Below are 24,637 nucleotides of genomic sequence, written 5' to 3' on the forward strand. Positions count from 1 at the left end.
AACTGCGTTTAAACGGAATGAGCCCGGTTCAATACCGGACCCATAACTCAATTTTATCCTAACTTTAACCTGTCCAACTTTTTGGGGTCGGTTCAGGCGAAGGGGTGCGCGGAAGACCCGGTTAGGGCGGGCAAAGGAGATGCCCGCTCGGAGGCGGGCATGACAATGAGGGGTGGGGCGGGGCTGTAGCGCAGGGGGAGGCTTCCCCCTTCCATAAAAAGAAACCGCCGAGGTGATTGCCTCAGCGGTTTAATTTTTGATAGGAAGTGCGATTAGCGGAGCACGATGTCGCCGTTTGCGACGAGCTTGTCACGCAGCTTGTTGTGTGCCTTGTTGACTTCGTCGTCGGTAAGGGTGCGGTCCATGGCCTGGTAGGTGAGGCTGTAGACCATGTTCTTCTTGCCGGCTTCGATCTTGTCGCCTTCGTAGATGCTCTTGAGCGTAATCTTCGCGAGGTTCTTCGGGTTCAGACCCTTGATGCGGGCAAGAATCTGCTCGTGAGTCATGGTCTTTTCGACTTCGATAGAAATGTCGCGGCTAGACGGTACCTGGCGGCTGAACGGTTCGAACACGATCTTCTTGTGGGTGGCGTGTTCCATCTTGTCCATGTCGAGTTCCATCACGTAGGTGGTGTAGCCGATATCGAAGGCGGCCATGGCGGTCGGGTGGAGTTCACCCATGGTGCCGAGCACCATGCCGTCGGCGAGGACTTCGACTTGCTTGCCCGGGTGCAGGAAGAGTTCTGCCTTAGCCGGAACGCGGAATTCTACCACGAGGCCCACGCGCTTGAGGAAGCTCTGCACCAGGCCCTTGAAGGCGGCAAAGTCAATCTGTGCGGGCTTGTCGTTGAGCGGGTTCACGTCGAAGGAGCCTGCAATCGTGAGGGCGACCAAGTTCGATTCGTCGAAGCCCGGATCGCGTACATCCTTGCGGTCGCGCTTGAACTGGCCCTTGGCAACTTCGAACAGACGAACGGAACCGGGGCGGTTCTTTTCGTTTTCGGCAACGCTCTTGAGCAAGTTCGGAAGGAGGCTGGTCGGAACCACGCCGAGTTCATCGGAAAGAGGGTTGAGGAGCGCTGCGGGCTTGCTGCGGCGGTCATCATTTTCGGCGCCGAACAGAGCTTCGGTGCGGGCCTTGCTCGTAAAGCGGAGGCTCAAGCATTCGTGCAGACCCATTGCAGACAAGGTCTTGCGGATCTTACGGTTCAGGACTTCAATCGGCGGAAGTTCGTTCGGCTGCATCTTGAAGCTCGGCAGCGTGTACGGGATGTTGTCGAAACCGATAAGGCGGGCGACTTCTTCAATGAGGTCGACTTCGCGTTCGAGGTCGGGGCGGTAGCCCGGAATCTTGAAGGTGATAGATTCGGCATCCTTCTTCACGACTTCGAGGGCGATACCCGTGAGGTACTTTTCGATGTCTGCTGCGGCAATCTTCATGCCGATGACCTTTTCGGCGCGTGCCGTACGGAGCGTGACTTCGTTCAAATTCTTCTTGTGGTCGTCGCCGGTGTATTCGACGGAGCCCTTGAGAATGCGGCCACCCGCGACTTCCTGAATCATGGCGCAGGCGTAGCGGCTGTATTCGTCTTGGGTAGTAAAGTCAATTTCGCGTTCGAAGCGGTAGCTGGAATCCGTCGAGATGCAGAGGCGCTTGGCCTGCTTGCGGACGATGGTCGGGTTGAACCAGGCGCTTTCGAGGAACACATTCTTGGTGGCATCGACAATTTCGGATTCAACGCCGCCCATCACGCCGGCTACGCAAGCCGGACGGTCACCATCGCAAATCACGAGGTCGCTTTCCAAAAGTTCATGAGCGGTGTGGTCGATGGTTTCAATCTTTTCGCCCTTGGCGGCGCGGCGGACCTTAATCTTGTTGCCGTGCAACTGGTCCATGTCGAAACTGTGGAGCGGCTGGCCCACGTCCATCAGAATGAAGTTCGTGATGTCGACCACGTTGTTGATGCTGTTCATGCCCACGGCATGCAAAAGCTTGGCGAGCCAAGCCGGAGACTTTTCGACCTTTACGTCCTTGATGACGCGACCCACGTAACGGGAGCAACCGCAACCCGGAACCACTTCGAGGCTGATAGCAGAGCTAGCGGCTTCGGAATCTTCCTTGAGTTCGTAAGCGAGCGGCTTGAGCGGACGGCCGAACTTGGCGGCGAGTTCGCGGGCCACGCCACGGTGGCTGAGGGCGTCCGGACGGTTCGGGGTCACGTTCAGTTCAAAGCAGACGTCGTAGAGGCCGAGGCTCACGAATGGGGTGCCTGCAGGAATGCTGTCATCGAGAACCATGATACCGGCGTGGTCGTCGCTGAGGCCGATTTCGTCTTCGGCGCAAATCATACCGAAACTTTCGACGCCGCGAATCTTGGACTTCTTCATCTTGAGCATGGTGCCGTCGGGGAGCGGAAGTTCTGCACCAATCGGGGCGAGCACCACGGTCTGGCCGGCGGCCACGTTCGGGGCGCCGCAAACAACCTGGATGGTTTCTTTGCCGTTATTGACGGTCGTAATGTGCAAGTGGTCGCTATCCGGATGGGGTTCGCAGGTAAGAACCTTTGCCACAACGAGCTTTTCATAAACCTTGCCCGGTTCTTCGGTACCTTCGACTTCCAAGCCGATGGAGGTCAATGCCTTTGCAACTTCTTCCGCATTTTCCGGAAGATCCACATGACGTCTGAGCCAATTCAAAGAAACTTTCATCGTATTATCCTTTATGACACGAATAATGCCGCGGTTTTATGGGGTCGCTGCAAAATACGTGCCTGCTTAAATTTTCGCAGGTAAATGTAGAAAATATGGTTAGGCTTTTACCGGGAAAAGCCGCGATGCAGGGGCTTTAGCTGGTTTATCACCGATTGCAGTTCCTTAGGGAGCGGGCAATCGAGTACGATTTTATCGCCGTGCCAGGTGAATTCCAGGCGGCAACTGTGCAAGAAAAGGCGGTGTAGTCCGAGCTGCTTTTTGACTTCGCGGTTGAGGGCGAAATCGCCATAGCGGGTGTCGCCGAGGAGCGGGTGCCCGATGCTTGCGAAGTGGGCGCGAATTTGGTGCATGCGGCCTGTTTCAAGCTTGATTTTTACGAGGTCGTAGCCTTCGTAATGCTGCTTGACGCGGTAGTGGGTGACTGCCTTTTGGGCGTCCTTGCCGGTTTCGCCGACCTTCATTTTACTTCCCTTGGCGGCATCGGTGCGGGTGAGTGTTTCGTTGATGGTGCCTTTGTCTTTTTTGAGGTTCCCTTTGACGAGGGCGAAGTAGAATTTGTCGACTTCGTGTTCGCGGATCATGCGCGTGAGTTCACGGAGGGTGTCGCCGTGGAGGGCCGCAATAATCATGCCCGAAGTTTCCTGGTCAAGGCGGTGGGCGATGGTGGGTTTGAAGTCAAGCCCTTCGCGGCGTCCCCATTCCCACAAGTATTCTACAAGGCTCTCACCGGGTTTGGTTCCCGAACCGGGTTGGCTTGCAAGTCCCGAGGGCTTGTTGATGACTACGTAGTCTTCGGTTTGAATCACAATGTCGAGTTCGCTTGCACCCCAGCCGCTTTGCTTTTCCGACGGCGAGGTTGCCTTGCCCCAGGTGGATTTTGCTTTTGCAAAACCGGTGTTAGATTTTGCTTCTTCGCTTTGGCTTGCGGGGAATTGGATGACGTTGGTGGCGCCTTGGGAATCCGCATCGACGCTTTTAAAGTTCTCGTAAATGCAGACGGTGTCGCCTTCCTGCAACATTTGATTTGCTTTACCCACGACGCCATTCACGCGGACTTTCTTCTTGCGGATGACGGCGAAAAAGACCGACAGCGATTCGTCGGGGAATGCCTTGCGCAAAAAACGATCGAGGCGCATGTTGGCAAAATTGCGGTCAATGACTCGGGTAATCATAGGCAGTAGTCGGTAGGAAGTTAGAAGTAGACAGTGGTTAGTAAACAGGGGTTAGGAATTTTATTGTTCCTTTCTTGCATAATGGGCGAGTCGTACGCCGTCGGCAGCGCTGGTGACGATACCGCCGGAATATCCGGCACCTTCGCCGAGCACAAACAGGCCTTTGGTATTCACGCTTTCAAGCGTCTCGTTATTGCGACTCATGCGCAGTGGGCTGCTGGTGCGGGTTTCGGGGGCGACGATCAGGCCTTCTTCGATGAATCCGGGAATCTTCTTGTCAAAATTCTGGAATCCTTCGGCGAGGCTTTTGCAAATGGTTTTGTCCATCCAGTCCCACAGATTGCTTTGTACAAGTCCGCAGGGGTAGGTGGATTTTGGGAGCGATTTGTCTTCGCGGTGGGCGAGGAACGCCTTGATGGTTTGGGCCGGAGCGGCATAGCTTTTGCCGCCGACCGCGTAGGCGTCGCTTTCGATTTTGCGCTGGAATTCAAGCCCGCCGAAGAGCTTGTCGCTTGCGGCAATGGGCACGGCGATGGCGCCATTGGCAAAGGGACCGTTGCGACGGCTGTAACTCATACCGTTGGTGGCAAGGGTCCCAGGTTCCGAGGCGCAGGGCACCAGAACGCCACCCGGACACATGCAGAAACTGTAGGCGCTGCTTGATTTGTTCAGTGTCGGGGTGGCGAGGAAATATTCGGCGGAACCCGTGAGCTTGGTATCTACATTCAAGCCGAGTTGGCGCATGTTGATAAGCGCTTGCGGGTGCTCGACGCGCACGCCCATGGCAAAAGCCTTACTTTCGAGTGCGACGCCACGGGCGTGGAGCATTTCGTAAATGCTCCGGGCAGAATGCCCGACGGCGAGCACCAAGGCTTCGCAGGGTTGCCAATTTGCCTGAGAATTGGGCGTTGAAACGTCTCGCAGCTGGATCGCCGCAATGCGGCCATCTTTAATTTCGATGTCTTCAAGTGCGGTGCTAAAGTGAATCTTGCCGCCAAGCTTTGCAATTTCGGCGCGCAGTTCTCGCAGCAATAAAACCAAACGGTCCGTGCCGATATGCGGCTTGGCGAAGGTCACGACAGACTCGTCGACTCCAAAGTCGACCATGTCGTGTAGAACCTGTTCCACGAACAGGTTCCGGGTGCGGGTATTGAGCTTTCCATCGCTAAAGGCCCCCGCACCGCCTTCGCCAAAAAGCACGTTACTGTAGGCGTTAAAATTCCGGTCGACAAAGAATCGGCGAATATCGCGGAAGCGTTCTTCCACGCATTTGCCTTGTTCGTACAAATCGACTGCAAAACCTTTCCGCAGCAAATGCAATGCCGCCCAAAGTCCACTCGGACCTGCGCCAATCACATCCGCATGGCCGGGCATCGCGACGCTGTTTTTCTGCGGGTCGCTTTCAAGAGTTTCTTTGTCACGCGTAGCCGCTACAAGTCCCTTGGCGTGATTTCCGATGGCGCGGACTTCGCGCTTCAAGTCAAAAATAACGTTGTAAGACCACTTAGGGTCTCCTTTGCGACGGCTATCCAACGAAAAACGCTCTACCTGCAAATTGAAGATTTCTTCGGGGTGCAGGCGGAGTTCCTTGGCCAAAGCCTCGCGGTACTTGCCTTTCTTGGCAAGCGCAACGCTTAGTTCTCTGTAACGGTAGGTGAACATTATTCCAAATTTAAAAAATAAAGAGCCGCTTCCTGTAAAAGCGACTCTCTACTAAAGCTCTGTCTACTGCCTACTGCTAACTGTTTACTGCGCCAAAGGCGCGTTAGAATACGTAATTTACGCGAATGCCGCCGTAAACATCCTTGTATTCGTCGCTGATATTGTCTGGACGATAGAAGAAGGCTGCTCCGGTGTACCATTCTGTGCTTAAACGCTTGGTGTGGTTTACGCGAAGGCTTACGCTGCCCAGAACATCGGTTTCGGATTCGTCAACGTCGGTGCCGTTGTCTTCCCATTCAATGTCCATGTGACGGAATTCGCCCGAAAGACCCAAAATCAGGAACCTTTTCAAGAAGGATATTTCAAGATTGTCGTTGATGGTGAATTCGCGTTCGGTCATGTCGTTGCGCTTGTAGTTCTTGAATCGCGGAATGAAACCGAATTGGTTTTGCACCTGCTTCAGAGTCGTTGTCGCAGACAGCGGGTAGGCCTGTTCAAAGTAGTTGGCGCCGCCAAAGTAGTAACCCAGTTTGGCCCAAGTGGCATTGGAAAGGTCCATATCCTTGATATTGTCGTCCTTGTAGAATTTGGAATCATCGGTACGGAGCGTCCAGCGGCCGGCAGCCTTGAATACGGTTTTAAATGCTTGAACAGAAAGACCCAGGTTCCAGGTGTTCTTGTAGATTCTTTCTTGGAACTTGGAGGCGAGATAATCTTCTGAGGACAAGCTGTTATATTCAGCCCAACGAGCGGAATCGACTAACGTTGTGTCTTTGTAGTCATCGATAATTTCGGTCGTAGCCTTGTCCTTGCGTGCGGCAAACCAACCATCCCTATAGATTCCGTCTTCCAGGATGTAGTCTCCGTGGAGCTGGTAGGGACGGTATTGCGTACGGTATTCCAGGTTGTATCCGACGTTGACATCTACGTGCTTGCCAATTTTAAAGCTGTTGTTCAAAGTCCAGTTCTGAATGTACTTGGTTCTGCCGTAATCCAGTTCATGTTCTTCGAACCACGGAGAATCTTCGTCGTTAAAGAGACCCCAGTGGGTTCCTTCTCCAAGACCGAAGATGTTGGTCATTTCGCCGTTGGCGGCGTTTTCGATATTGAGTAAGTAACCGAAGTTCAGTGTCCAGAAGTTTGTAATAATCTGCTCGATTTCGCCGCCGAATTCACGAGTATTTGCCAGCTGGTCTGCAGAACCGGCACTGTAGAAGTCTTCGCCAATATACTTCAAGTGGCCAGAAATTGTTGTCTTGTAAATGTTCCAGTAAAGCGAGGCTCCGATGGCGAAATTCTGGCTGCCCCAGTTGAGGCCCATAACGCGGTCGTCGTCGCGGTCGCTTTCGTAATCCTTCTTGAGCTGCTTGGCTTCACGAACCAAGGTACGCAAGGAATCACGCATTTCGCTGCGGTTCAGGGTGGTGTTGCCGCCAAAGATTTCGTCCAGTTCTTCAGCCGAAAGGGAATTGATTCTGCTTTCGCTGACCATGAGCTGGCGAAGCTTGCCCATAGAAGCGGTATTCAGCCCCGCTTTGGTGAAGACTTCGTTAATGGCACGTTCCCTGTAGACGTCTGCGGTATCGGCGCGGCCGACGGCAATTTGTCCGTTCAATTCGATGTCGCCGGGGTAGAACAGCCAGTTTCCATCGGCGTACAAGGTAAAGGACTTCTGCAAGGGTTCGCTTGTAATAGAAGCCCTGCTTCCGCCATCGCGCAGGAGCGGGTCGTGAATTTCATCGTCGGCATAAATGGCGCCGAAGGTAGCGTCAAAGCGGCGGAGCGGAGCCCACTTGATGGATCCGCCGTAGGCAAGGCGCTGTGCCTGAGCTTCGCCGTCTTCGATGTAGTTCTTGTAAATGTCGGGGTGACGGTCGCCGATCTGGTAAGGCTTGCGGTTTTCACCAAAGAATCCGTTCAGTTCCAGCAGGGGCTGGTTCACGTTGTTCTTCAGGAGCGAAAGGGTGTAGCTTGCACCGAAAATGGGCAATCCCGCCATATAGGTTTCGCCACCGATCCTGGTAAAGTCGCCTAAGATCAGCTGGTTGTAGTTGTCAGTGTAAGTCAACGTTACCGGATTCGGCGAGAACTGATTCCATTTGTCTCCGGTGTAATCGGCGCTAAGTTCAATGGACTTTCCGTCGGGAGACTGCATCAACAAGTAAATGCTTGCTTCAGTTCCAAAACCGGGAACCTGGAACGTATTCTTGTAATGGTCGCCAGGCTGGATCGTGTCGCCGGAAATCTCGACGGGGGATTCCCTGTCGTTCTTGCGCATCAACACATGGTGGTAATGGTTGCCGAACATGACGCTACCAATGACGTTCCAGGACTTCTGAGTAGAATCAGCCTTTTCTTCGTCTTCAGCTTTTTTTGCAAGCAGAGCGCCAATGTTGTCATTGGCGTCTACAGGGCGGCTTTCAATGCCCGGAATTTCGGGATTTGTAGGCAATGTCTGGGCGACACCGCTAAAGTCCTTGTTGAAGTTGGTTTCGTTTTCGCCAATGCTTTCAATCACGTTCTTGTCGAGAACGTCGCCTGCGCTAGCACCCACCTTGTTTTTGCTAACGGTAGAGTTGTCAAGAGACAAGTAGCTGTTGCCCATGTCCAAAATAGCGTAGGTGTTGTTCTGGAAATTCGACGATGCTACGTTGGTGATGGCGAGTTCCGAATTGTACAAGGCGACCTTGTTGCCGTCAAACTTCACGTCACTAATCGTGGCGTCACTGTAGCTGTCGATATGGACTGCAGCACCGTCGTTCTTTTCGAATTGGCTTCCGCTAATGGATACCTTGGAATTCTTGGCATAGACGCCGCGGCCAGAAGTCTTTTCGATTTTGCTAGAAAGAATGCTGACGGAGGTGTTTTCTGCTACGATACCGTTGGCAGCTCCACTAATGGTGGCGTTCCGGATTTCAGAAGATTCCGAACCCGAAAGGAAGATGCCTTTCCAGTCGCCGTTTTGAGGCGTGGCCGATGCAGAAACAAATTCTGCCTCGCCGGCTACGACCAACTGGCCTTTGACGTAGAGACCAGTGCCCGGGGCAAACTGCAACTTGACGCCGGGGACAATCACCAGCACTTGGCCGTCTTCGACGGTAAGGTCTTCCGTTACCAGGTAGGGAGACTGCTCTGCCTTGATAAAACCACGAACGGAACCGTTAATCGGTGTGCCTTGAACTGGGGCTGCTGGTTCTTGGGCGTAAGCCAGTGCGGTGGTCAGGGCGATAATCGAAAAAAGAGAAATGTTTTTCATTATTAGACCTTGTATGGCTTAGTTTGCGTAAGAATTTCGCCGCTCTTCAGCTTGACCGTGATTTTGACGATGGTTGTTCCGCGTTTTAGTTCAATCTGCTGGTCGATTCTGTTAGAAAGCATATCCGAACCGCGGATAATAATAGTCTTGCCCAGATAGGCAATCTTGATTTCCCTGATATAGTCCGGATCGTTCTGCGGAAGACCCGCAATAGTGAAACTCAGCTGTCTGTGAATCTTGCTGTTGACGCCTTTGGGCGGCGGGGGCGGCACGGGCACGTGTTCCAGACCATCGCCACCGTCAATGACAATCTTTGCGTTCCTGATGGGCGGGTAGCATTCAAGTTTCTTGTTGATTTCGACATGGTTGCCAGCCAAGTCCTCTACGTGGAAGGTGTAGTTGTGGGTTCCACGGGAGAGCTTGTCGTTAAACTGGCGGTCGCTATCGATGTAGACGTTCTTTTGGGGCTGCCCATCAACAGAAAGGGTGTAAATGGCCCTGTCCCCAGTGGTTTGACCAAGTTCCAACCATACCTTGCACTTGTTGGCGGTCATGGCCAAGGTCGGCGGCAACAGATTGACTGTCTTGCAACTCTTGTTCACCTTGAGAGGAACCGTTGCCGATTGGTCGCCGTTTTCGGATTCATAGTTTATGACGATTGCATTCTCGTTCCAGTTGCCGGCCTTGTCGGATACAGAAATGGAATGGGAGAATTTTCCGTTTGCGCTCAGGGGTACCAGGTTATTCGAAGTGTATTTGCCGAGCTTGACGGTGAGGGTGGCGTTACTGTCCGAAGGATCGAATACGCCTTCAATGGTTGCCATGGCGGGGTCGCAGACTTCGACGGGCGTATTTGAGGTGATTGTCAGGGGAACAGGTCTGCTCGATTCATCTCCTTCTTGGTTGCCTGCGTAATAGGTTGTCACCAAGCCGCACTGAATGGTGTTGGTGGAATCATTGCCGTAGAAACAGGTTAACGGGAATTTCTTGGGACCGACCGTGCTGGCCGCCCACTTGACTACCAACTGGATTTCGCTACCGTCAGAAAGAACTGGTTCGTCAAAGATACGGATATGGGTGCCTTCGGTACAGGTGGCGACAATGGTCTGTTCTGCGGAATGAACCACATCGGGGAGGGGAGTGACATTACACTGAATTTTGGCCTTCAGGGCGTTCTGCTTTTCGGAAATCTTCTTGTCTGCTTCTTCGGTAGCCTTGCGGATAGCGTCTGCCGATAAGGTGGTGTCTGTCAAAACGGAATCGATGGCCTTGAAAAGATCCTGATTACCCGAAGATTTCAGGTCCATCACGAGGAAATCCTTTTTGCAGTAAATAATAGTCTGGCCACCCGAGATGGAACGGGTTGCTTGTTCGTTGTCGTTGTCGGCAAACTCAAGGCTTCCTGTTGAGAGGGATGCCACGGAGCAACTTTTCGATGTTCCGACGAAGCCGTCAGTACCGCGGATTGCTGCGGTTGCGGTTCCAGTCTTGAATTTGAATTTGCTCTTGCCGTTCGCCTGCTTTTGCACGTCGAACTTCATGCTTCCCCTCTTGACTTCGGTGACGAAGTTGTTTTCGCCGTCTTCAAAGGAGAGCTTGGTAATGGAAACAACGGTGTTTTCCTGAACGTTGAAGGAACTTCCGTCCGGAAGCCCGATTGTTACTTCGGATTCCTGCTGGGTGATGATGTCGTCACGTTCCTTGACACTTTTTGCTTTTTTGAGCTTATTCTTGTCGGGATCATTGCTCTTGATGACCATTTCGGAGCCACCACGGTGCACGAAAACTTCGCCTACGGCATAGTGAACTTTACCCGTTTGCGATTTTGCGGCGAAAGACGCCCCTACAAATATGGCCAAAAGGGCGGTTTGTAGCTTAAAAAAACGTGAAAAGGACATAAAGCCTCGCTTTATAGTTACATTCGTTCGTAAATATATGTATTTTTTTACAGTCCCGAGCAGAAATGTATACTCGGGGTAACAAAACTGTGACTTTTTTCAAAGTTTTTTGGAAGAAGGTCAAAACCTATAACTACAGGACTAAATATGGAAGTTGAAGAACTGACCGTTGCCTATAGCGATGAAGATACCGGTGAAGAAGTCATCAAGGAAATCGGCAAGGAAATCCTTTCGAAGGGTGCATGGCCGACCGTGATGTTCTTTTACCAGGAACGTGACCCGAAGTCCGGTGAATTTACGGAACCCAAGGTGTCGTTGCGCCGCTACCGCAAGATGGCGGGCAATTTCAAGCCCCAGGGCAAGTTCAAGATCACGGGCAAGGCTCAGGCCGAAGCTATCATTGACGTCCTCAAGAAGTGGTATAACATTTAATGCCAGACCCTGCTAGTCGAAAGAAGAAGTATAATATCGAGTTCCTTTGCGAGGGGGACATCGAGGCTTTTCCGTATAAGGACAAGTTTGAAAAGATGGCTCGCAAGCTCCTTGCCGAAGAAGGCAAGGAAAAAGACGTGAATATCGTGCTCTGCACCGACGAGTTCGTTCGTGTCATGAACCGCGACTACCGCGGTCTTGACAAGGTGACGGACGTTCTTTCCTTTGAATGGAAGAACGAACTGGGCGTTGAAATCCCCGAAGACGAAGCGATGCTCGGCGAAATCTACATCGCCCGTGAGCAGGTACGTCGCCAAGCTCCTGAATATGGCAATACCTTCTATGCCGAACTCAAGCGTGTGATCGTCCATGGACTTTTGCACCTTTCCGGCTACGACCATATCAAGGCTGCTGACCGCAAGGTAATGCGTGCTCGTGAATGTGAGTTCCTGGGTCTGGACCCCTACAAGGAGAAAGACTGATGGAAAATCCTGAAAGTTGGGCCATAGCGTTCCTTATCATTTTTGTATTCGTTTCGTTCTCGTTTTCGCTGATCAAGGCGGCTTTCAGTGGCATTTACGCCAAGCGCGATGCCCGTGACCGCGAAGGTCGCGAAGAGGTGGTTGCCTCGTTGGTGGAACTGCCGGGCTTTAACGAAACGATTTCGATCGGCCGCATCTTTTGTAACGTGGGTGCGGGCGTTTTGGGCTTTTATCTGTTCCAGATGATTCCTTGGAACTGGGTGCAAGATTACTGGTTCCTGGCTTTTGCCGCTTATCTGGTGGTCGCATGCATCGGCATTTACACCATTACAGTGTTCTTGGCGAACCTGCTCGGAAACTTGAAGCCGGACACTTTTGCTGTGGTGCTGATTCCGCTGTTCAAGTTCATTCGCCTCCCGTTTGCACTGCCGGCAAAGATTTGTCACTTGCTGTTCGTCAAGATTCTGAAGGGCTTGGGCTACGACTCCAAGCTCAGCTTCTTGCCTGAAGAACGCCGCGACGCCGTGCAGGCGCAGGCCGACCTTTCGGACGAGGCGGATCCTGACGCCGAAGGCCTGGAACAAGAAGAACGCCAGATGATTTTGAATATCTTCGATTTCGTGGAAACTCCGGTGCGTGAAATCATGACGCCTCGTGTGGATATGTGCGCGGTCGAAGTCGGCACTCCGCTCGAAGAACTGGTAAAGGTGTTGAATACGGAACGTCATTCCCGTTTGCCGGTGTACAAGGAAACCGTCGATAACATCGTGGGTATCCTTTCGAATCGCGACTTTTTGGAATGGTACACCGAACACCGTGACGAACCGTTTGATATCATGAAGCTCGTGATGCCGCCGGTATTCGTGCCTTACCACAAGAAGATTGACGACATGCTCACCGAACTGCGCAAGACGGGTAACCAGCTCGCTATCGTGGTCGATGAATATGGCGGAACCGCAGGTCTTGTTACGCTCGAAGACATTCTCGAAGAAATCGTGGGCGAAATCAAGGACGAAGATGACGTGGACGAAGATGAAGACGTGCAGCGCCTCAAGGACGGTCGTTTCATTCTCGACCCGATCATGACGCTTTCCGATTTGGAATACAAGCTTGGCGTGGAACTTGAAGCCCCCGAAAATTCCCATGTGGAAACGCTTTCGGGCCTGATTCAGGCTACGCTCGGCATTATTCCGTCTCCTGGTGCCGAAGTCACCATCAAGGGCTACACCTTCCGCGTGCTCAAAATGGATGGCACCCGTATGGAAAAGGTGCTCATGATTCAGCCCGGCAAGGGCAAGACCAAGAACATCAAGGCCGTGCCGCGTACACAGGCTTTTAAGGTGGTGTAACCCATTTTGTCATGCCGGACTTAATCCGGCATTGGCATCATTTATAACAAAAAGGCGAACCTGTAAAGGCTCGCTTTTTTTTGCTTAAGTAGAAAAGCTGATTCCCGCCTGCGCGGGAATGACAAGTTGTAGGGCTACAGCTCTTCCACGGCTTCGGCGCGGAGGTTCTGCACGATGTGGTCCTGACGCTGCGGCGTGTTGTTGCCCATATAGTAGGCGAGCATCTTGCCGAACGAGGCATCGGGCGGAAGCACCACCGTTTCAAGGCGCATGTCTTCGCCGATGAACTGGCCGAATTCTTCCGGAGAAATTTCGCCTAGACCTTTGAATCGAGTGATTTCGAGACCGGTCTTGCCGATTTCCTTGGCAGCTCTGTCGCGTTCCGTTTCGTCGTAGCAGTACTTGGTCACCTGCTTGTTACGCACGCGGAAAAGCGGCGTCTGCAGAATGAACAGGTGTTTCTGTTCCACGAGTTCGGGGAAGAACTGCAAGAAGAAGGTCATCAGGAGCAGACGAATGTGCATACCGTCCACATCGGCATCGGTCGCGATAATCACCTTGTCGTAGCGGAGGTTCTCGAGACCGTTTTCGATATCGAGAGCGTGCTGCAGCAGGTTGAATTCTTCGTTTTCGTACACCACCTTCTTGGTCATGCCAAAGCTGTTGAGCGGTTTACCGCGCAAGCTGAACACGGCCTGCGTCTGCACGTTACGAGCCTTGGTAATGGAACCCGAAGCAGAGTCACCTTCGGTAATGAAGATCATGGTTTCGCGGTTGAGCGCGTTCTTTGCATCGGTCAGATGAATCTTGCAGTCGCGGAGCTTGCGGTTGTGCAGGTTCGCCTTTTTCGCGCGGTCGTTCGCGAGCTTCTTGATGCCCGCGATTTCCTTGCGCTCGCGTTCGTTCTGCGTAATGCGGTTTAAAAGTGCCTTTTCAGTTTCCGGATTCTTGTGCAGGTAGTTGTCGAGCTGCGAGGCCACGTAGTCTACAATCCAGGTACGCAGCTGGGCGCCACCCGGAGCAACTGTCGTCGAGCCGAGCTTGGTCTTGGTCTGCGATTCGAAAACCGGTTCCTGAATGCGTACGGAGATGGCGCCGATAATGCAGTTACGTACGTCGGCCGGGTCCAAGTCCTTCTTGAAGTGGTCTCGGGCACCCTTCACAATACCTTCGCGGAAGGCCTGCTGGTGCGTACCGCCCTGCGTGGTATGCTGACCGTTCACAAAGCTGTAGTAGTGTTCGCCGTACTGGTTGCCGTGTGTAAAGGCGACTTCGATGTCGTTTGCCTTAAAATGGGCCACCGGGTAGCGGATAGAATCGTCCACGTGGTTCTGCAACAGGTCCAGAAGGCCGTTCGGGCTGTTGTAGGTCTTGCCGTTCATCACCAGCGAAAGGCCGTTGTTCAGGTAGGCGTAGTTCCATACCTTTTCTTCCATATAGCCCGGCAAGAAACGGAAATTCTTGAAAATGCTGGCATCCGGTTCGAAATAGATTTCGGTACCGTTCTTTTCTGTCGTATTCTTTTCGCGTTCTTCGCGGACAAGCTTGCCCTTGCTGAATTCGGCTTCCTTGACGCGGCCGTCGCGGAAACTCCTGACGATAAACTTGGTCGAAAGTGCGTTCACCGCCTTGGTACCCACACCGTTCAAGCCCACAGACTTCTGGAAGGCTTCGGAGTCGTACTTACCACCGGTGTTAATCTTCGATACGCAGTCAATGACCTTGCCCAGCGGAATGCCGCGGCCATAGTCACGTACGCGGGCGCTGTGGTCTTCGATGTCAATGATAATCTGCTTGCCGGCACCCATCACGAATTCGTCGATGGAGTTGTCGATAATTTCCTTGACCAGCACGTAAATGCCGTCGTCGGGGCTGTTGCCGTCGCCGAGCTTGCCGATGTACATACCCGGACGTTCGCGGATATGTTCGTTCCATTCCAGTGTTCTAATGCTGTCTTCGGTATACTTTGCTGCTGCCATAGTAATTAGAAACTCTCGTTAAAATTTAAGTCGGTACAAAGATAAACAATTTTTTTGACAGCTGAGTGTCAAAATCGTTCCAGACACAATATACAAAAAATACAACTAGTGTGCAAGTGTGCAGTTTGTTTGCTATTAATAATGAATCAGGGGCGGTCAATGACCAACAAGTTGGATTTTTCTACTTTTAGCCCGTATGAATACTGCTTTTTATGTCTTTATGAAGTTGTTGCCGAAGAATGCCGCTAGCCGTGCCTTCGGTGCTTTGACTCGCCTCAAGTTGCCTGTGATTTCGAAGGCAATGCGTAATGCTTTTGCGAGTTACTACAAGCTGAATATGGAAGAATCGGAATTCCCGATTGATCATTACGCCAACATTGGCGAACTTTTTATCCGTAGGCTCAAGCCGGGTATGCGCCCGATTGCTGATTCCGAAATTGTGTCGCCGGTGGATGGCGTGCTTTCGCAGACGGCAACTTTTGACGATAAGCAGGAATTGATTCAGGCGAAGGGCAAGACTTATACGCTCAAGGACCTGCTCCGCGACGAAGAAATGGCTGCCCGCTTTGAAGGTGGCGCCTTCGCGACGATTTACCTTGCTCCGTTCAACTACCACCGCATTCATAGCCCCGTGAAGGGCGAAGTGGTGGGCGCAAGCTACTGCCCGGGTACACTCTGGCCGGTGAATGTCGGCAGCGTGGAACGCGTGGAAGGCCTGTTCTGCATCAACGAACGCCTCACGAGCCATATCCGCTTGGACGATGGTTCTGAAATGCTGGTGGTCAAGGTCGGTGCCACGAACGTGGGCCGCATCGGTGTCGCCTACACGGACGAACTCTTGGTGAATGCGGGCAAGCTTCCGCGCAACTGCAAGCGCTACGACTGGAAACCCGCTCAGAAAATCACCGTGGAAAAGGGTGGCGAACTTGGCCGCTTCGAAATGGGCAGCACCGTGATCCTCGTGGTCGACAAGAAAATCCGCGAAAGGAATCCGGGACTCTTCCAGAGCCGCGTAGGAACTGCCGTGAAGGTGGGCGAGGCCCTCTAATATTTTAGGTTTTGCCGATGGTTTCGGTCAAGCGATTTATTCACGATGAGCCCGCGTTGTTCAAGGCGACGGCGGAATTCGTGCGGTTGTTTGCTCGAATTGATGACCCGGTCCTTACGGTCGCAAAGCAAGAAAAGGGTGCGAACGAACGCATCGCCTGGACGCTTTTAGGAACGGCGCTTTTTCAAGATGTCAGCTTCCCGGAATTTGTGACGCTTTTGCAGGCGCTGAACGAAAAGTTCCCTGGCGAAAAACTCTGGACGCTGCCGGTGCCGAAGGCGCAGGATATTGAAGCTTGCGTAGAATCTGCATTCGGTTGCCGCACCTGGTCCATGTTCGAAAATGTGGCGGGAATTTTCTGGAGTGTCGGTCTGTTTGTTCGCCGGCATGGAAATTTGCAGGAATGGCTCTGGTCCCGCACGCCCGAAGAAATCTGGCGCGATTTAGGCGAGATTTACTTTATGGGCAAGGGAAACCCGCGCCCGAAAGTTTGCGCCGCGATTTACCGCTTGCTCGCGCCCGCTCCGGTGGGGCTTTCGCTCGACTGTGCGCCTTCGCCTAAATGGCCGCCCTTGCCGCTGACCATGGGCGCTCGCCGCTACCTCTCGATTCTAGGGCCTGCAAGCGACGGCTTTGCGGACTTGGAGCCCGCTCAAAAGCAAAAGCTTGCGACGGACATGTATGTGGCACTTGTACAGCATTTGATGGAACAGTCCGATAATGTCGAGGTGAAAAAGTCGAAGGTTGACGCCTTGACCGCCTACGTGGCCGCACATAGCCTGCAGTTCTACTTGGAAGACGGAACTGACGGCTTTATTTGCCGACTTTCTACCGACCGTTGCCGCAAATGCCCCCTGCGGGAATATTGCAGCTACGCGGAATGATTTTTACTAAATTGTGGCTATGCGTTTTTCTTCTCGATTCTTTAAGATGGCTCTAGTCGCAAGTGTGGTCGCGCTTGTGGCGGGCTGCCAAAAGAAAGTGGAAAAACCGATTGATTATTCCTCGATTGCCTACAAGCGTCTGAGTCCGGCATCGTTCAAGGCCGATTCTTCGAAAAATGCCGAAATTCCTTCGCTGGAACGCCGCTACGAATACCGCTACGCCATTATGCTCGGCGATACGCTCGGTGTGACGGTGCTTGAATTCAAAAGCGATGTGTACGCGCTGGATTATTACATGAACAGCGGACACTTCCAAGGCAGCATCCCAATTCTGAGGGGCAATTTCTTGGAACAGAGTTTCCGCGCCGACAAGCGCATCTTTATCTTTAGGCATGACAGTTACCGCCGTTACGAGCGCGCCGACCTCGAAGATTACGTGCGCAAGTTCCCGGGCTACCATGGCGGATTCCCACAGGCGTTCTTGAGCTTGCCTTTTGAACACCGCGAACAGGGGCGCGCCTCGATCGAAACCCGATTCTTCTTGGGCGTCAAGGCGAGCTTCCCGGTGCTGGTGCAAAGCTACCGCGACGGTAACTTGCGCTGGAATGTGGCCCGCAGCTGGGACCAGGTAGAATCGGATGCGTTTGAAAAGTGGGTGTCGGGCCTTAAGCAGGTGACTCCGAACGAAATTGTTCCCGCAAATGACTGCGTTTACTTTGAAGCGGGCGAAGGCTCTTACGGAATCGCAAGTCGTTTGTCTGGTGGGCGAGTCGCTGTTGTCTGGGGCTATATGTCTTGGCCGGACTTGGAACGCACGTTCTTTACCGCCAGCGACCGCATTTTTGAGGCGCGTTTTTAACTTTTATTTGTTATATTAAAGACATGGCTATTGAAAAACTTGCAGAAACTCTTTTGGAAAAGCTCCGTTTCATCACTAAGGCGGAAACGGTTATCGGTAACCCCATTCAGGCCGGTGAATCTACCGTTGTGCCCGTGAGCCGCGTGTCGGTGGGCTTCGGTTTTGGTGGTCACCAGTCCAAGGGTGATACTTCTGCCTCTGGCGGTGGCGCCTCGGTGGAACCGGTCGCATTCCTCGTGATTAAGGGTGACGATGTGCGCGTGATGCCCATCAGCAAGGACAGTTCGCTTGTCTCCAAGGTCATGGACATTGTACCTGACGTGGTGAACAAGTTCAAGAAGAGCGAAGACCAATAACGTCATTGCGACCCTCGAAGTGGGGAAGCTATCTTAATCGATTTTATAAACGAAAAAGCCTCGGTTTTCACCGAGGCTTTTTGAATTGTTTCGAGAGGGTTCGGATTAATTAACCGAGAACCTTCTTTTCGAAGTCGCCGAGGCAGTCAACGAGAGCCTGAACGCCTTCGACCGGCATAGCGTTGTAGATGGATGCGCGGAAGCCACCCACGGAGCGGTGACCCTTGAGCTGCTGCAGACCGCGAGCCTTAGCGAATTCGAGGAATTCCTTGGCGAGATCGTCAGCCTTGTCAGCGGCAACCACGTCCTTGTTGAACACGAACGGAACGTTCATGATGGAGCGGTCTTCCTTAGCAGCGGTACCGACGAACACCTTGGAGTTGTCGAGGGCGCTGTAAAGGAGAGCGGCCTTGGAGCGGTTCACCTTTTCGATAGCGTCCACGCCACCGAATTCCTTGAGCCACTTGAGGGTGCGGTTCATCACGTACACGGCGAATACCGGAGGTGTGTTGAACATGTTGGCAGCGTCAATGTGAGTCTGGAAGTTGAGCATGGTCGGGATGGTGCGGTTCACCTTGCCGAGGAGGCCCTTCTTGATGATGGTAACAGTCACGCCAGCGCAGCTGATGTTCTTCTGGGCGCCACCGTACACAACGCCGAAGTCGGACACGTTGATCTTACGGGCGAGGAAGTCGGAGCTCACGTCAGCCATGAGGAAGCCAGACTTCGGCTTCGGGAAGTTGTGCCATTCGGTACCGTAGATGGTGTTGTTGGCAGTCACGTGGAGGTAGCTAGCGTTGTCGGAAAGCTTCAGGTTCTTGTCGATGCGGCTGTAAGTTTCAGACTTGGTGTCGCAAGCGGCGAGAGCGTTACCGAACTGCTTAGCTTCCTTGTAAGCCTTGTTTGCCCAGACACCGGTCAGAGCGTAGTCTGCCGTAGCGTCCTGGTCGAGGAAGTTCATCGGGAGCATGCAGAACAGAAGGGAGCAACCACCACCGAGGAAAACGATGTCGTAGTCTTCAGGGATGCCCATCAATTCACGGAGGTACTGTTCCGTCTGGGCGAACATGTTTTCAATCGGCTTTGAACGGTGACTCATGGAGAGAATGCTGATGCCGCTGTTTTCGAAGTCGATGCATGCAGCAGATGCTTCCTTGAGTGCCTGTTCGGGCAGGACAGACGGTCCTGCGCTAAAGTTATAGACTTTATTTGCCATGGTTGTGTTCCTTTTTGTTTTGCCCCGCATGGTTTACGGGGACTCTTAAATTACGCGCGTAAAAATAGCAAAATACGGCTTTTTCGGCTACATTGAAAGCAATAAAAAATTTTGATGAGCGGATAAAAAAAAGCCCCGAATGGACGGGGCTTGGCTTAATGGATTGAGATCCTTCGACGGAGTTTACCCTGAGCGTGTCGAAGGGCCTGGATGACACTGTAAATTACACGCCGAGGGCTTCGATTGCAGCCTGGTACTTCTTGAGGCGGAACTTAGTCTTGAGTTCGCGGCGTTCTTGACGCTTGATGTACTTGTCTTCCAGAAGCACGTTCAAAATGGCGCTTTTGGCCTTGGCCATCAGCGGGTCGTTCTTGAGGGTGCCCATGAACTTCACGAATTCCTTTTCGCGGGCTTCGTAGTTTGCTTCTTCGGCGGGGACACCTTCGGCCATAAGCTTGCAGCTGTATTCGTCGATCCAGCCCTGGTTCTTGTGGTAAGTCATCTTCTGGATCTTTTCGACCATGTCGGCCGGAACGCCCATGGCGATCACTTCTTCAGGGGTTTTCTTGGTCGTATCGGTAATCAGGTCCTGCAAAATGGCGAGTGTCTGAACCTCTTCGGATTCACCCTTGTTTTTGAGGTAATCTGCGACATTCTGCAGAAAATCAATGTAGGGGCCGCCGGCCTTGTCCATCTGGTTCTTGTGGACGTCGGCTGCAATTTTGTAGGCTTCAGCGTAAGAAAGCATAATTATCCTTTTTAAAAACTTTGGGGTGCTACACCGGCACCATAGTCTCAATATATATAAACAAATCTTGTAAAAGTGTCACGTTTTTGTCAAATATCCAAAAAGTGAGCTTTTTTTGTTGTTTTTTGAGCTAGGTGCCGGAATAAAGCTCTTATTTGTTGTTCGCACGAATCAGGTTGAGGGCGGAACCAGCCTTGAACCATGCCCACTGCTGTTCGTTGTAGGTGTGGCTCAGGGCGATGTTGTCGACAGAGCCATCCTTGTGGTGAGCAACGAGGGTGAACTCGGAACCCGGAGCGAACTTGGTGAGGCCCACGATGTCGAATACGTCCTGTTCCTGGATCTTGTCGTAGTCGGCAGCGTTCTTGAAGGTGAGGGCGAGCATGCCCTGCTTCTTGAGGTTCGTTTCGTGGATGCGGGCGAAGCTCTTCACGATCACGGCCTTCACACCGAGGAAGCGCGGTTCCATGGCGGCATGTTCGCGGCTGGAGCCTTCGCCGTAGTTTTCGTCTCCGATCACGATGGAGCCCGTACCCTTGGCCTTGTAAATCTTGGCAAGTTCGGGGACTTCCTTGTAGCTGCCGCACTGGCAGAGAACCTTGTTCGTTTCGCCGTTGAAGGCGTTCACGGCGCCGATGAGCATGTTGTTCGAAATGTTTTCGAGGTGACCGCGGTAGTTGAGCCACGGACCGGCCATGGAGATGTGGTCGGTGGTGCACTTGCCCTTGGCCTTGATGAGGAGCGGGGCACCGGCGATGTCCTTGCCGTCCCAAGCCGCGAACGGAGCGAGAGCCTGGAGGCGCTTGCTTTCGGGGTTGATGGAAACGGTAATCTTGGAACCGTCTTCTGCCGGAGCCTGGTAGCCTGCGTCCTTGACTTCGAAGCCCTTCGGCGGGAGTTCGCACTGTTCCGGCGGGTCGAGCTTTACGGCCTTACCCTCATTGTTCACGAGAGTGTCGGTCATCGGGTTGAAGCGGATGTCGCCGCTGAGCGCTGCAATCACGGCCATGAGCGGGCTAGCCACGAATGCGTGCGTGTTCGGGTTGCCGTCGGCGCGCTTGGCGAAGTTGCGGTTGAAGCTGTGGACGATGGTGTTGAGTTCCTTCTTGTCGGCACCGGCACGGTCCCAACGGCCAATGCAAGGACCGCAGGCGTTAGTCATGATGGTGGCGCCGAACTGCTTGAACAAGTCGATGAGGCCGTCGCGTTCGGCGGTGTAACGCACTTGTTCAGAACCCGGGTTGATGAGGAGCGGGCACTTCGGGCTGAGACCCTTCGCGAGGGCCTGCTTGATCATGTTGGCTGCCATGAACAAATCTTCGTAGCTGGAGTTCGTGCAGCTACCGATGAGGGCGGCGCTTACGACCGGCGTAGATTCCGGCTTGGTTTCGGTGGCCTTGAGGCTTTCTGCCATATCGGTCACGGCGAAAGCTCGGTCCGGGCTGAACGGGCCGTTGAAGTGCGGCACGAGTTCGCTCAGGTTGATTTCCACGACGCGGTCAAAATACTTTTCCGGATTTGCTTCGACTTCGGGGTCGGCCTTGAGGTGTTCTGCAATCTTGTCGGCGGCGGCGGCAACGTCGGCGCGGCCGGTCACCTTGAGGTAACGGCTCATGGAGTCGTCGTAGCTGAAGGTGGAGCATGTTGCGCCCACTTCGGCACCCATGTTCGCAATCGTTGCCTTGCCTGTTGCGGAGAGGCTGCGTGCGCCTTCGCCGAAGTATTCGATAATGGCATTGGTGCCGCCCTTCACGGTCAAGATGCCTGCGAGCTTAAGGATGATGTCCTTCGCGGTAGCGAAACCTTGGAGCTTGCCGGTGAGCTTCACGCCGATCATCTTCGGGTACTTGAGTTCCCACGGGAGGCCGACCATGGCGTCCACGGCGTCTGCACCGCCCACGCCAATCGCGAGCATGCCGAGACCGCCAGCGTTCACGGTGTGGGAGTCAGTACCGATCATCATTCCGCCCGGGAAGGCGTAGTTTTCGAGCACCACCTGGTGGATGATGCCTGCGCCCGGGAGCCAGCAGTCAATGCCGTATTTGGCAGACACGGACTGGAGGAAATCGTAAACTTCCTTGCTTTCTTCTTTGGCGCGGGGCAAGTCCTTTTCGACACCTTCGCGGGCGATAATCAGGTGGTCGCAGTGCACGGAGCTCGGCACTGCCACGCGGGCCTTACCGGCGGTGGTGAACTGCAAAAGGGCCATCTGGGCGGTTGCGTCCTGCATGGCCACGCGGTCGGGGTGGAATTCGGCAAAATCCTTGCCGCGTTCATAAGTCCTGTTCTCGGCGCCATCGATCAGGTGGCTGTAGATAATCTTTTCGGCGAGGGTGAGCGGACGGCCCAGCTGCTTGCGTGCAGCTTCAACGCGGGCAGGAATGCGGGCGTAGACGCCCTGGATCATGTCGAAATTGAAAAGCATAGTCTCTTGGGGGTTTAGGTTGAATTTTCGGGCGTAAAGATAGAAAATTATTTGGTTGCTTTTTTTTACCCTTAACAAAGGGTGTAAATTTTCCTAAATTTGGCCGCGTTCCTAAGATTGGAGAACCCCCATGTCCAATATAAACGCCAAAGATTCCGTCAAGAATTTCCTTGCTGGAGTCAAGACGACCGTTACTCCCGAACTGTTTCGCACGATCCGCAGGGGCTACGACAAGAAGAACTTCGTAAGCGACCTCATGTCGGGCCTGATTGTGGGCATTTTGGCCTTGCCGCTTGCCATTGCGTTTGCTATCGCTTCGGGTGTGGGTCCGGAACAGGGCCTTTACACGGCCATTATCGCGGGCTTTACCATTTCGCTCTTGGGCGGTTCCCGCTTCCAGATTGGCGGCCCGACGGGTGCATTCATTGTGATTGTCTACGGCATCGTGAGCCAGTACGGTTACGACGGTCTTGCTTCGGCCACCCTTTTGGCCGGTATCTTGCTGATTATCTTTGGCTTGGCCAAATTTGGCGCGATTATCAAGTTTATCCCGTATCCGGTGACCGTAGGCTTTACCGCCGGTATCGCTATTATTATTGCTCTTGGCCAGGTGCCGAACTTCTTTGGCCTGCGTTTCCTTTCCAAAGACCCGGCCGATGCCGTGGGCAAAATCAAGCTTTACGCCTCTTCGCTTGATACTGTTAATATTTATGCCGTGATTGTGGGCCTTGTGGCTTTGGCCGTTTGCATTCTGTGGCCGAAGATTACGACGAAAGTTCCGGGTTCCCTGATTGCCATTATTGTGGCGACCGTCATGGTGAAGGTTTTGGGCTGGGATGACCCGATTACGGGCCACGGCGTGGTGACCATTGGCATGAAAAACCACATTCCGAGCGGTTTCCCGGTTCCGCATTTGCCAAACATTAGCCTTGAAATGATGCAGAAGGTGTTCCAGCCGGCTTTGACCATTGCCATTTTGGGTGCTATTGAATCCCTTTTGTCTGCCGTGGTGGCCGACGGTATGACCTCGACCAAGCACCGTTCGAATACCGAACTTTTCGGCCAGGGTGTCGCTAACGTGCTTTCCCCGATGTTTGGTGGTATTCCGGCGACCGGTGCCATTGCCCGTACGGCAACCAACATCCGTAACGGTGCCGTGAGCCCGATTTCTGGCTTGGTACACGCGGTTGTTTTGCTCCTCATTATGCTTGTGCTCGGTAAGTACGCCGAAATGATCCCGATGGCAGCGCTTGCCGCCGTGCTTTTCCAGGTGGCATTCAATATGTGCGGCTATCGCAGCTTTATCAAGATGTTCAAGGCCCCGAAGAGCGATGTTGCTGTGATGCTTGTGGCCTTTTTCTTGACCGTGATTATCGACCTGACGGTTGCAATCGAAGTGGGCGTGCTTTTGGCCGCAGTGCTCTTCATTAAGCGCATGAGCGATGTTGCCGAAGTGGAAACGGTGACTGAAGCCCTTAAAGAAGACGACGAAGAAGCTGCTCATAACGAGCTTAGCCGCCAGGTGCCGAAGGGCGTTGCCGTGTACGAACTTGCCGGTTCGCTCTTCTTTGGTGCGGTCGACAAGTTTAAGGATACCATGGCCCGCATCTCCGACAAGCCGAAGATTCTTATTCTGCGCATGCGTAGCGTGTCTAGCATCGATGCCGCCGGTATCCAGATGATCGAAGACTTGCTCAACCGTTGCAACCGCGAAGGCACTCAGCTGTTGCTCTCGGGCGTGCATGCCCAGCCGGTGGTGGCCTTGACTCGCGCCGGCGTGCTCAAGCAGCTCGGCGAAGAAAACGCCCTCGGAAACATTGATGCTGCCCTTAATCGTGCCCGCGAACTCTTGGGCCTTCCGATTGTGGATACCTCGCACGAAATGCCGCAGGCGCCTACCGTTTCTTGGGAAAAGAGCCTCGATAAGCCGTGGATGCCCGAAGAATCGAACGCTGCCGTGGCCGAAGAAACGCCGGAAGTTATCGCCGAAAAAATGCTCGACGAACCGGTCGTGAAAATCGAAGAAAAAACAAAGTAATCTTTGTAAGGTTTTCTTAAGTTTGTGAGCGACAAACGCCTCGTATTAACGAGGCGTGGTTGCGAGAGCGAGCGCTTTGGGTACGTACTTAGTAAGATTGGGCGCGAGCGGTCTGTAAGTGT

Annotated in this window: 17 protein-coding genes; 8 read left to right on the forward strand and 9 right to left on the reverse strand. The window is 53.3% G+C overall.

From position 1 onward, the window contains the following. Positions 1-272: 272 nt before the first annotated feature. From pheT to BUA40_RS00030, 5 genes are all read right to left on the reverse strand, one after another. The gene (gene pheT, locus BUA40_RS00005; RefSeq protein WP_072797031.1) at positions 273-2,708 is read right to left on the reverse strand and encodes a phenylalanine--tRNA ligase subunit beta; all 2,436 of its coding nucleotides are present in this window, start codon (positions 2,706-2,708) and stop codon (positions 273-275) included. Positions 2,709-2,815: 107 nt separating this feature from the next. Further along, positions 2,816-3,883 carry an RluA family pseudouridine synthase gene (locus tag BUA40_RS00010; RefSeq protein WP_072797034.1) on the reverse strand — a complete coding sequence of 356 codons (1,068 nt, stop codon included), beginning with the start codon at positions 3,881-3,883 and terminating at the stop codon, positions 2,816-2,818. Between the two features lie 60 nt (positions 3,884-3,943). Beyond that, the gene (locus BUA40_RS00015; protein WP_072797036.1) at positions 3,944-5,545 is read right to left on the reverse strand and encodes an NAD(P)/FAD-dependent oxidoreductase; all 1,602 of its coding nucleotides are present in this window, start codon (positions 5,543-5,545) and stop codon (positions 3,944-3,946) included. A gap of 103 nt (positions 5,546-5,648) precedes the next feature. Further along, positions 5,649-8,801, reverse strand: coding sequence for a right-handed parallel beta-helix repeat-containing protein (locus tag BUA40_RS00020; RefSeq protein ID WP_083585199.1), 3,153 nt, complete (start codon positions 8,799-8,801; stop codon positions 5,649-5,651). A gap of 2 nt (positions 8,802-8,803) precedes the next feature. Beyond that, positions 8,804-10,699, reverse strand: coding sequence for a FecR domain-containing protein (locus BUA40_RS00030; RefSeq protein ID WP_072797037.1), 1,896 nt, complete (start codon positions 10,697-10,699; stop codon positions 8,804-8,806). 147 nt (positions 10,700-10,846) lie between these two features. Between BUA40_RS00030 and BUA40_RS00035 the strand changes: the two genes are divergently transcribed. Genes BUA40_RS00035 through BUA40_RS00045 form a run of 3 tightly spaced genes read left to right on the forward strand, consistent with a single transcriptional unit; the run spans position 10,847 to position 12,962 of the window. Continuing rightward, complete coding sequence (locus BUA40_RS00035) at positions 10,847-11,131, forward strand: hypothetical protein (protein WP_072797039.1); 285 nt, start codon at positions 10,847-10,849, stop codon at positions 11,129-11,131. Beyond that, the gene (gene ybeY, locus BUA40_RS00040; protein WP_072797041.1) at positions 11,131-11,613 is read left to right on the forward strand and encodes an rRNA maturation RNase YbeY; all 483 of its coding nucleotides are present in this window, start codon (positions 11,131-11,133) and stop codon (positions 11,611-11,613) included. Before BUA40_RS00035 ends, ybeY begins: the two co-directional genes overlap by 1 nt. After that, positions 11,613-12,962 carry a hemolysin family protein gene (locus BUA40_RS00045; protein ID WP_072797043.1) on the forward strand — a complete coding sequence of 450 codons (1,350 nt, stop codon included), beginning with the start codon at positions 11,613-11,615 and terminating at the stop codon, positions 12,960-12,962. Before ybeY ends, BUA40_RS00045 begins: the two co-directional genes overlap by 1 nt. A gap of 134 nt (positions 12,963-13,096) precedes the next feature. Here the strand turns inward: BUA40_RS00045 and BUA40_RS00050 are convergent, their stop codons facing one another. Further along, on the reverse strand, positions 13,097-14,941 hold the full coding sequence (locus tag BUA40_RS00050; protein WP_072797045.1) for a DNA topoisomerase IV subunit B: 1,845 nt from the start codon (positions 14,939-14,941) through the stop codon (positions 13,097-13,099). 196 nt (positions 14,942-15,137) lie between these two features. On the opposite strand from BUA40_RS00050, the gene asd reads away from it, so the two are divergent. From asd to BUA40_RS00070, 4 genes are read left to right on the forward strand one after another with little or no spacing between them, the layout of a single operon-like run. Further along, the gene (gene asd, locus BUA40_RS00055; protein WP_072797047.1) at positions 15,138-15,989 is read left to right on the forward strand and encodes an archaetidylserine decarboxylase; all 852 of its coding nucleotides are present in this window, start codon (positions 15,138-15,140) and stop codon (positions 15,987-15,989) included. A 17-nt stretch (positions 15,990-16,006) separates the two neighbouring features. Beyond that, entirely contained in the window at positions 16,007-16,873 is an 867-nt protein-coding gene (locus BUA40_RS00060; protein WP_072797451.1) for a hypothetical protein, read from the forward strand. A 19-nt stretch (positions 16,874-16,892) separates the two neighbouring features. Beyond that, positions 16,893-17,732: a hypothetical protein gene (locus BUA40_RS00065; RefSeq protein WP_072797049.1), complete on the forward strand. Its 840-nt coding sequence runs from the start codon at positions 16,893-16,895 to the stop codon at positions 17,730-17,732. Between the two features lie 23 nt (positions 17,733-17,755). Continuing rightward, on the forward strand, positions 17,756-18,088 hold the full coding sequence (locus BUA40_RS00070; RefSeq protein WP_072797051.1) for a GerW family sporulation protein: 333 nt from the start codon (positions 17,756-17,758) through the stop codon (positions 18,086-18,088). A gap of 109 nt (positions 18,089-18,197) precedes the next feature. Here the strand turns inward: BUA40_RS00070 and serC are convergent, their stop codons facing one another. From serC to BUA40_RS00085, 3 genes are all read right to left on the reverse strand, one after another. Then, on the reverse strand, positions 18,198-19,304 hold the full coding sequence (serC, locus tag BUA40_RS00075) for a 3-phosphoserine/phosphohydroxythreonine transaminase (protein ID WP_072797053.1): 1,107 nt from the start codon (positions 19,302-19,304) through the stop codon (positions 18,198-18,200). Between the two features lie 223 nt (positions 19,305-19,527). Beyond that, positions 19,528-20,052 (reverse strand): hypothetical protein, encoded by a 525-nt coding sequence (locus BUA40_RS00080; RefSeq protein ID WP_072797055.1) that lies wholly within the window; start codon positions 20,050-20,052, stop codon positions 19,528-19,530. 151 nt (positions 20,053-20,203) lie between these two features. After that, entirely contained in the window at positions 20,204-22,477 is a 2,274-nt protein-coding gene (locus BUA40_RS00085; RefSeq protein ID WP_072797057.1) for an aconitate hydratase, read from the reverse strand. 130 nt (positions 22,478-22,607) lie between these two features. Here BUA40_RS00085 and BUA40_RS00090 point away from each other — a divergent pair, with 130 nt between their 5' ends. After that, a complete protein-coding gene (locus tag BUA40_RS00090; RefSeq protein ID WP_072797059.1) occupies positions 22,608-24,515 on the forward strand; it encodes a SulP family inorganic anion transporter in 1,908 nt (635 codons plus the stop codon). Positions 24,516-24,637 lie beyond the last annotated feature (122 nt).

The sequence above is a fragment of the Fibrobacter sp. UWT2 genome, assembly GCF_900142545.1.
In the GTDB taxonomy this organism is placed as follows: domain Bacteria; phylum Fibrobacterota; class Fibrobacteria; order Fibrobacterales; family Fibrobacteraceae; genus Fibrobacter.

Coding starts and splice junctions, on each gene's coding strand:
- pheT (WP_072797031.1), bottom strand. CDS start 2,708: ATGAAAGTTTCTTTGAATTGGCTCAGACGTCATGTGGATCTTCCGGAA.
- BUA40_RS00010 (WP_072797034.1), bottom strand. CDS start 3,883: ATGATTACCCGAGTCATTGACCGCAATTTTGCCAACATGCGCCTCGAT.
- BUA40_RS00015 (WP_072797036.1), bottom strand. CDS start 5,545: ATGTTCACCTACCGTTACAGAGAACTAAGCGTTGCGCTTGCCAAGAAA.
- BUA40_RS00020 (WP_083585199.1), bottom strand. CDS start 8,801: ATGAAAAACATTTCTCTTTTTTCGATTATCGCCCTGACCACCGCACTG.
- BUA40_RS00030 (WP_072797037.1), bottom strand. CDS start 10,699: ATGTCCTTTTCACGTTTTTTTAAGCTACAAACCGCCCTTTTGGCCATA.
- BUA40_RS00035 (WP_072797039.1), top strand. CDS start 10,847: ATGGAAGTTGAAGAACTGACCGTTGCCTATAGCGATGAAGATACCGGT.
- ybeY (WP_072797041.1), top strand. CDS start 11,131: ATGCCAGACCCTGCTAGTCGAAAGAAGAAGTATAATATCGAGTTCCTT.
- BUA40_RS00045 (WP_072797043.1), top strand. CDS start 11,613: ATGGAAAATCCTGAAAGTTGGGCCATAGCGTTCCTTATCATTTTTGTA.
- BUA40_RS00050 (WP_072797045.1), bottom strand. CDS start 14,941: ATGGCAGCAGCAAAGTATACCGAAGACAGCATTAGAACACTGGAATGG.
- asd (WP_072797047.1), top strand. CDS start 15,138: ATGAATACTGCTTTTTATGTCTTTATGAAGTTGTTGCCGAAGAATGCC.
- BUA40_RS00060 (WP_072797451.1), top strand. CDS start 16,007: ATGGTTTCGGTCAAGCGATTTATTCACGATGAGCCCGCGTTGTTCAAG.
- BUA40_RS00065 (WP_072797049.1), top strand. CDS start 16,893: ATGCGTTTTTCTTCTCGATTCTTTAAGATGGCTCTAGTCGCAAGTGTG.
- BUA40_RS00070 (WP_072797051.1), top strand. CDS start 17,756: ATGGCTATTGAAAAACTTGCAGAAACTCTTTTGGAAAAGCTCCGTTTC.
- serC (WP_072797053.1), bottom strand. CDS start 19,304: ATGGCAAATAAAGTCTATAACTTTAGCGCAGGACCGTCTGTCCTGCCC.
- BUA40_RS00080 (WP_072797055.1), bottom strand. CDS start 20,052: ATGCTTTCTTACGCTGAAGCCTACAAAATTGCAGCCGACGTCCACAAG.
- BUA40_RS00085 (WP_072797057.1), bottom strand. CDS start 22,477: ATGCTTTTCAATTTCGACATGATCCAGGGCGTCTACGCCCGCATTCCT.
- BUA40_RS00090 (WP_072797059.1), top strand. CDS start 22,608: ATGTCCAATATAAACGCCAAAGATTCCGTCAAGAATTTCCTTGCTGGA.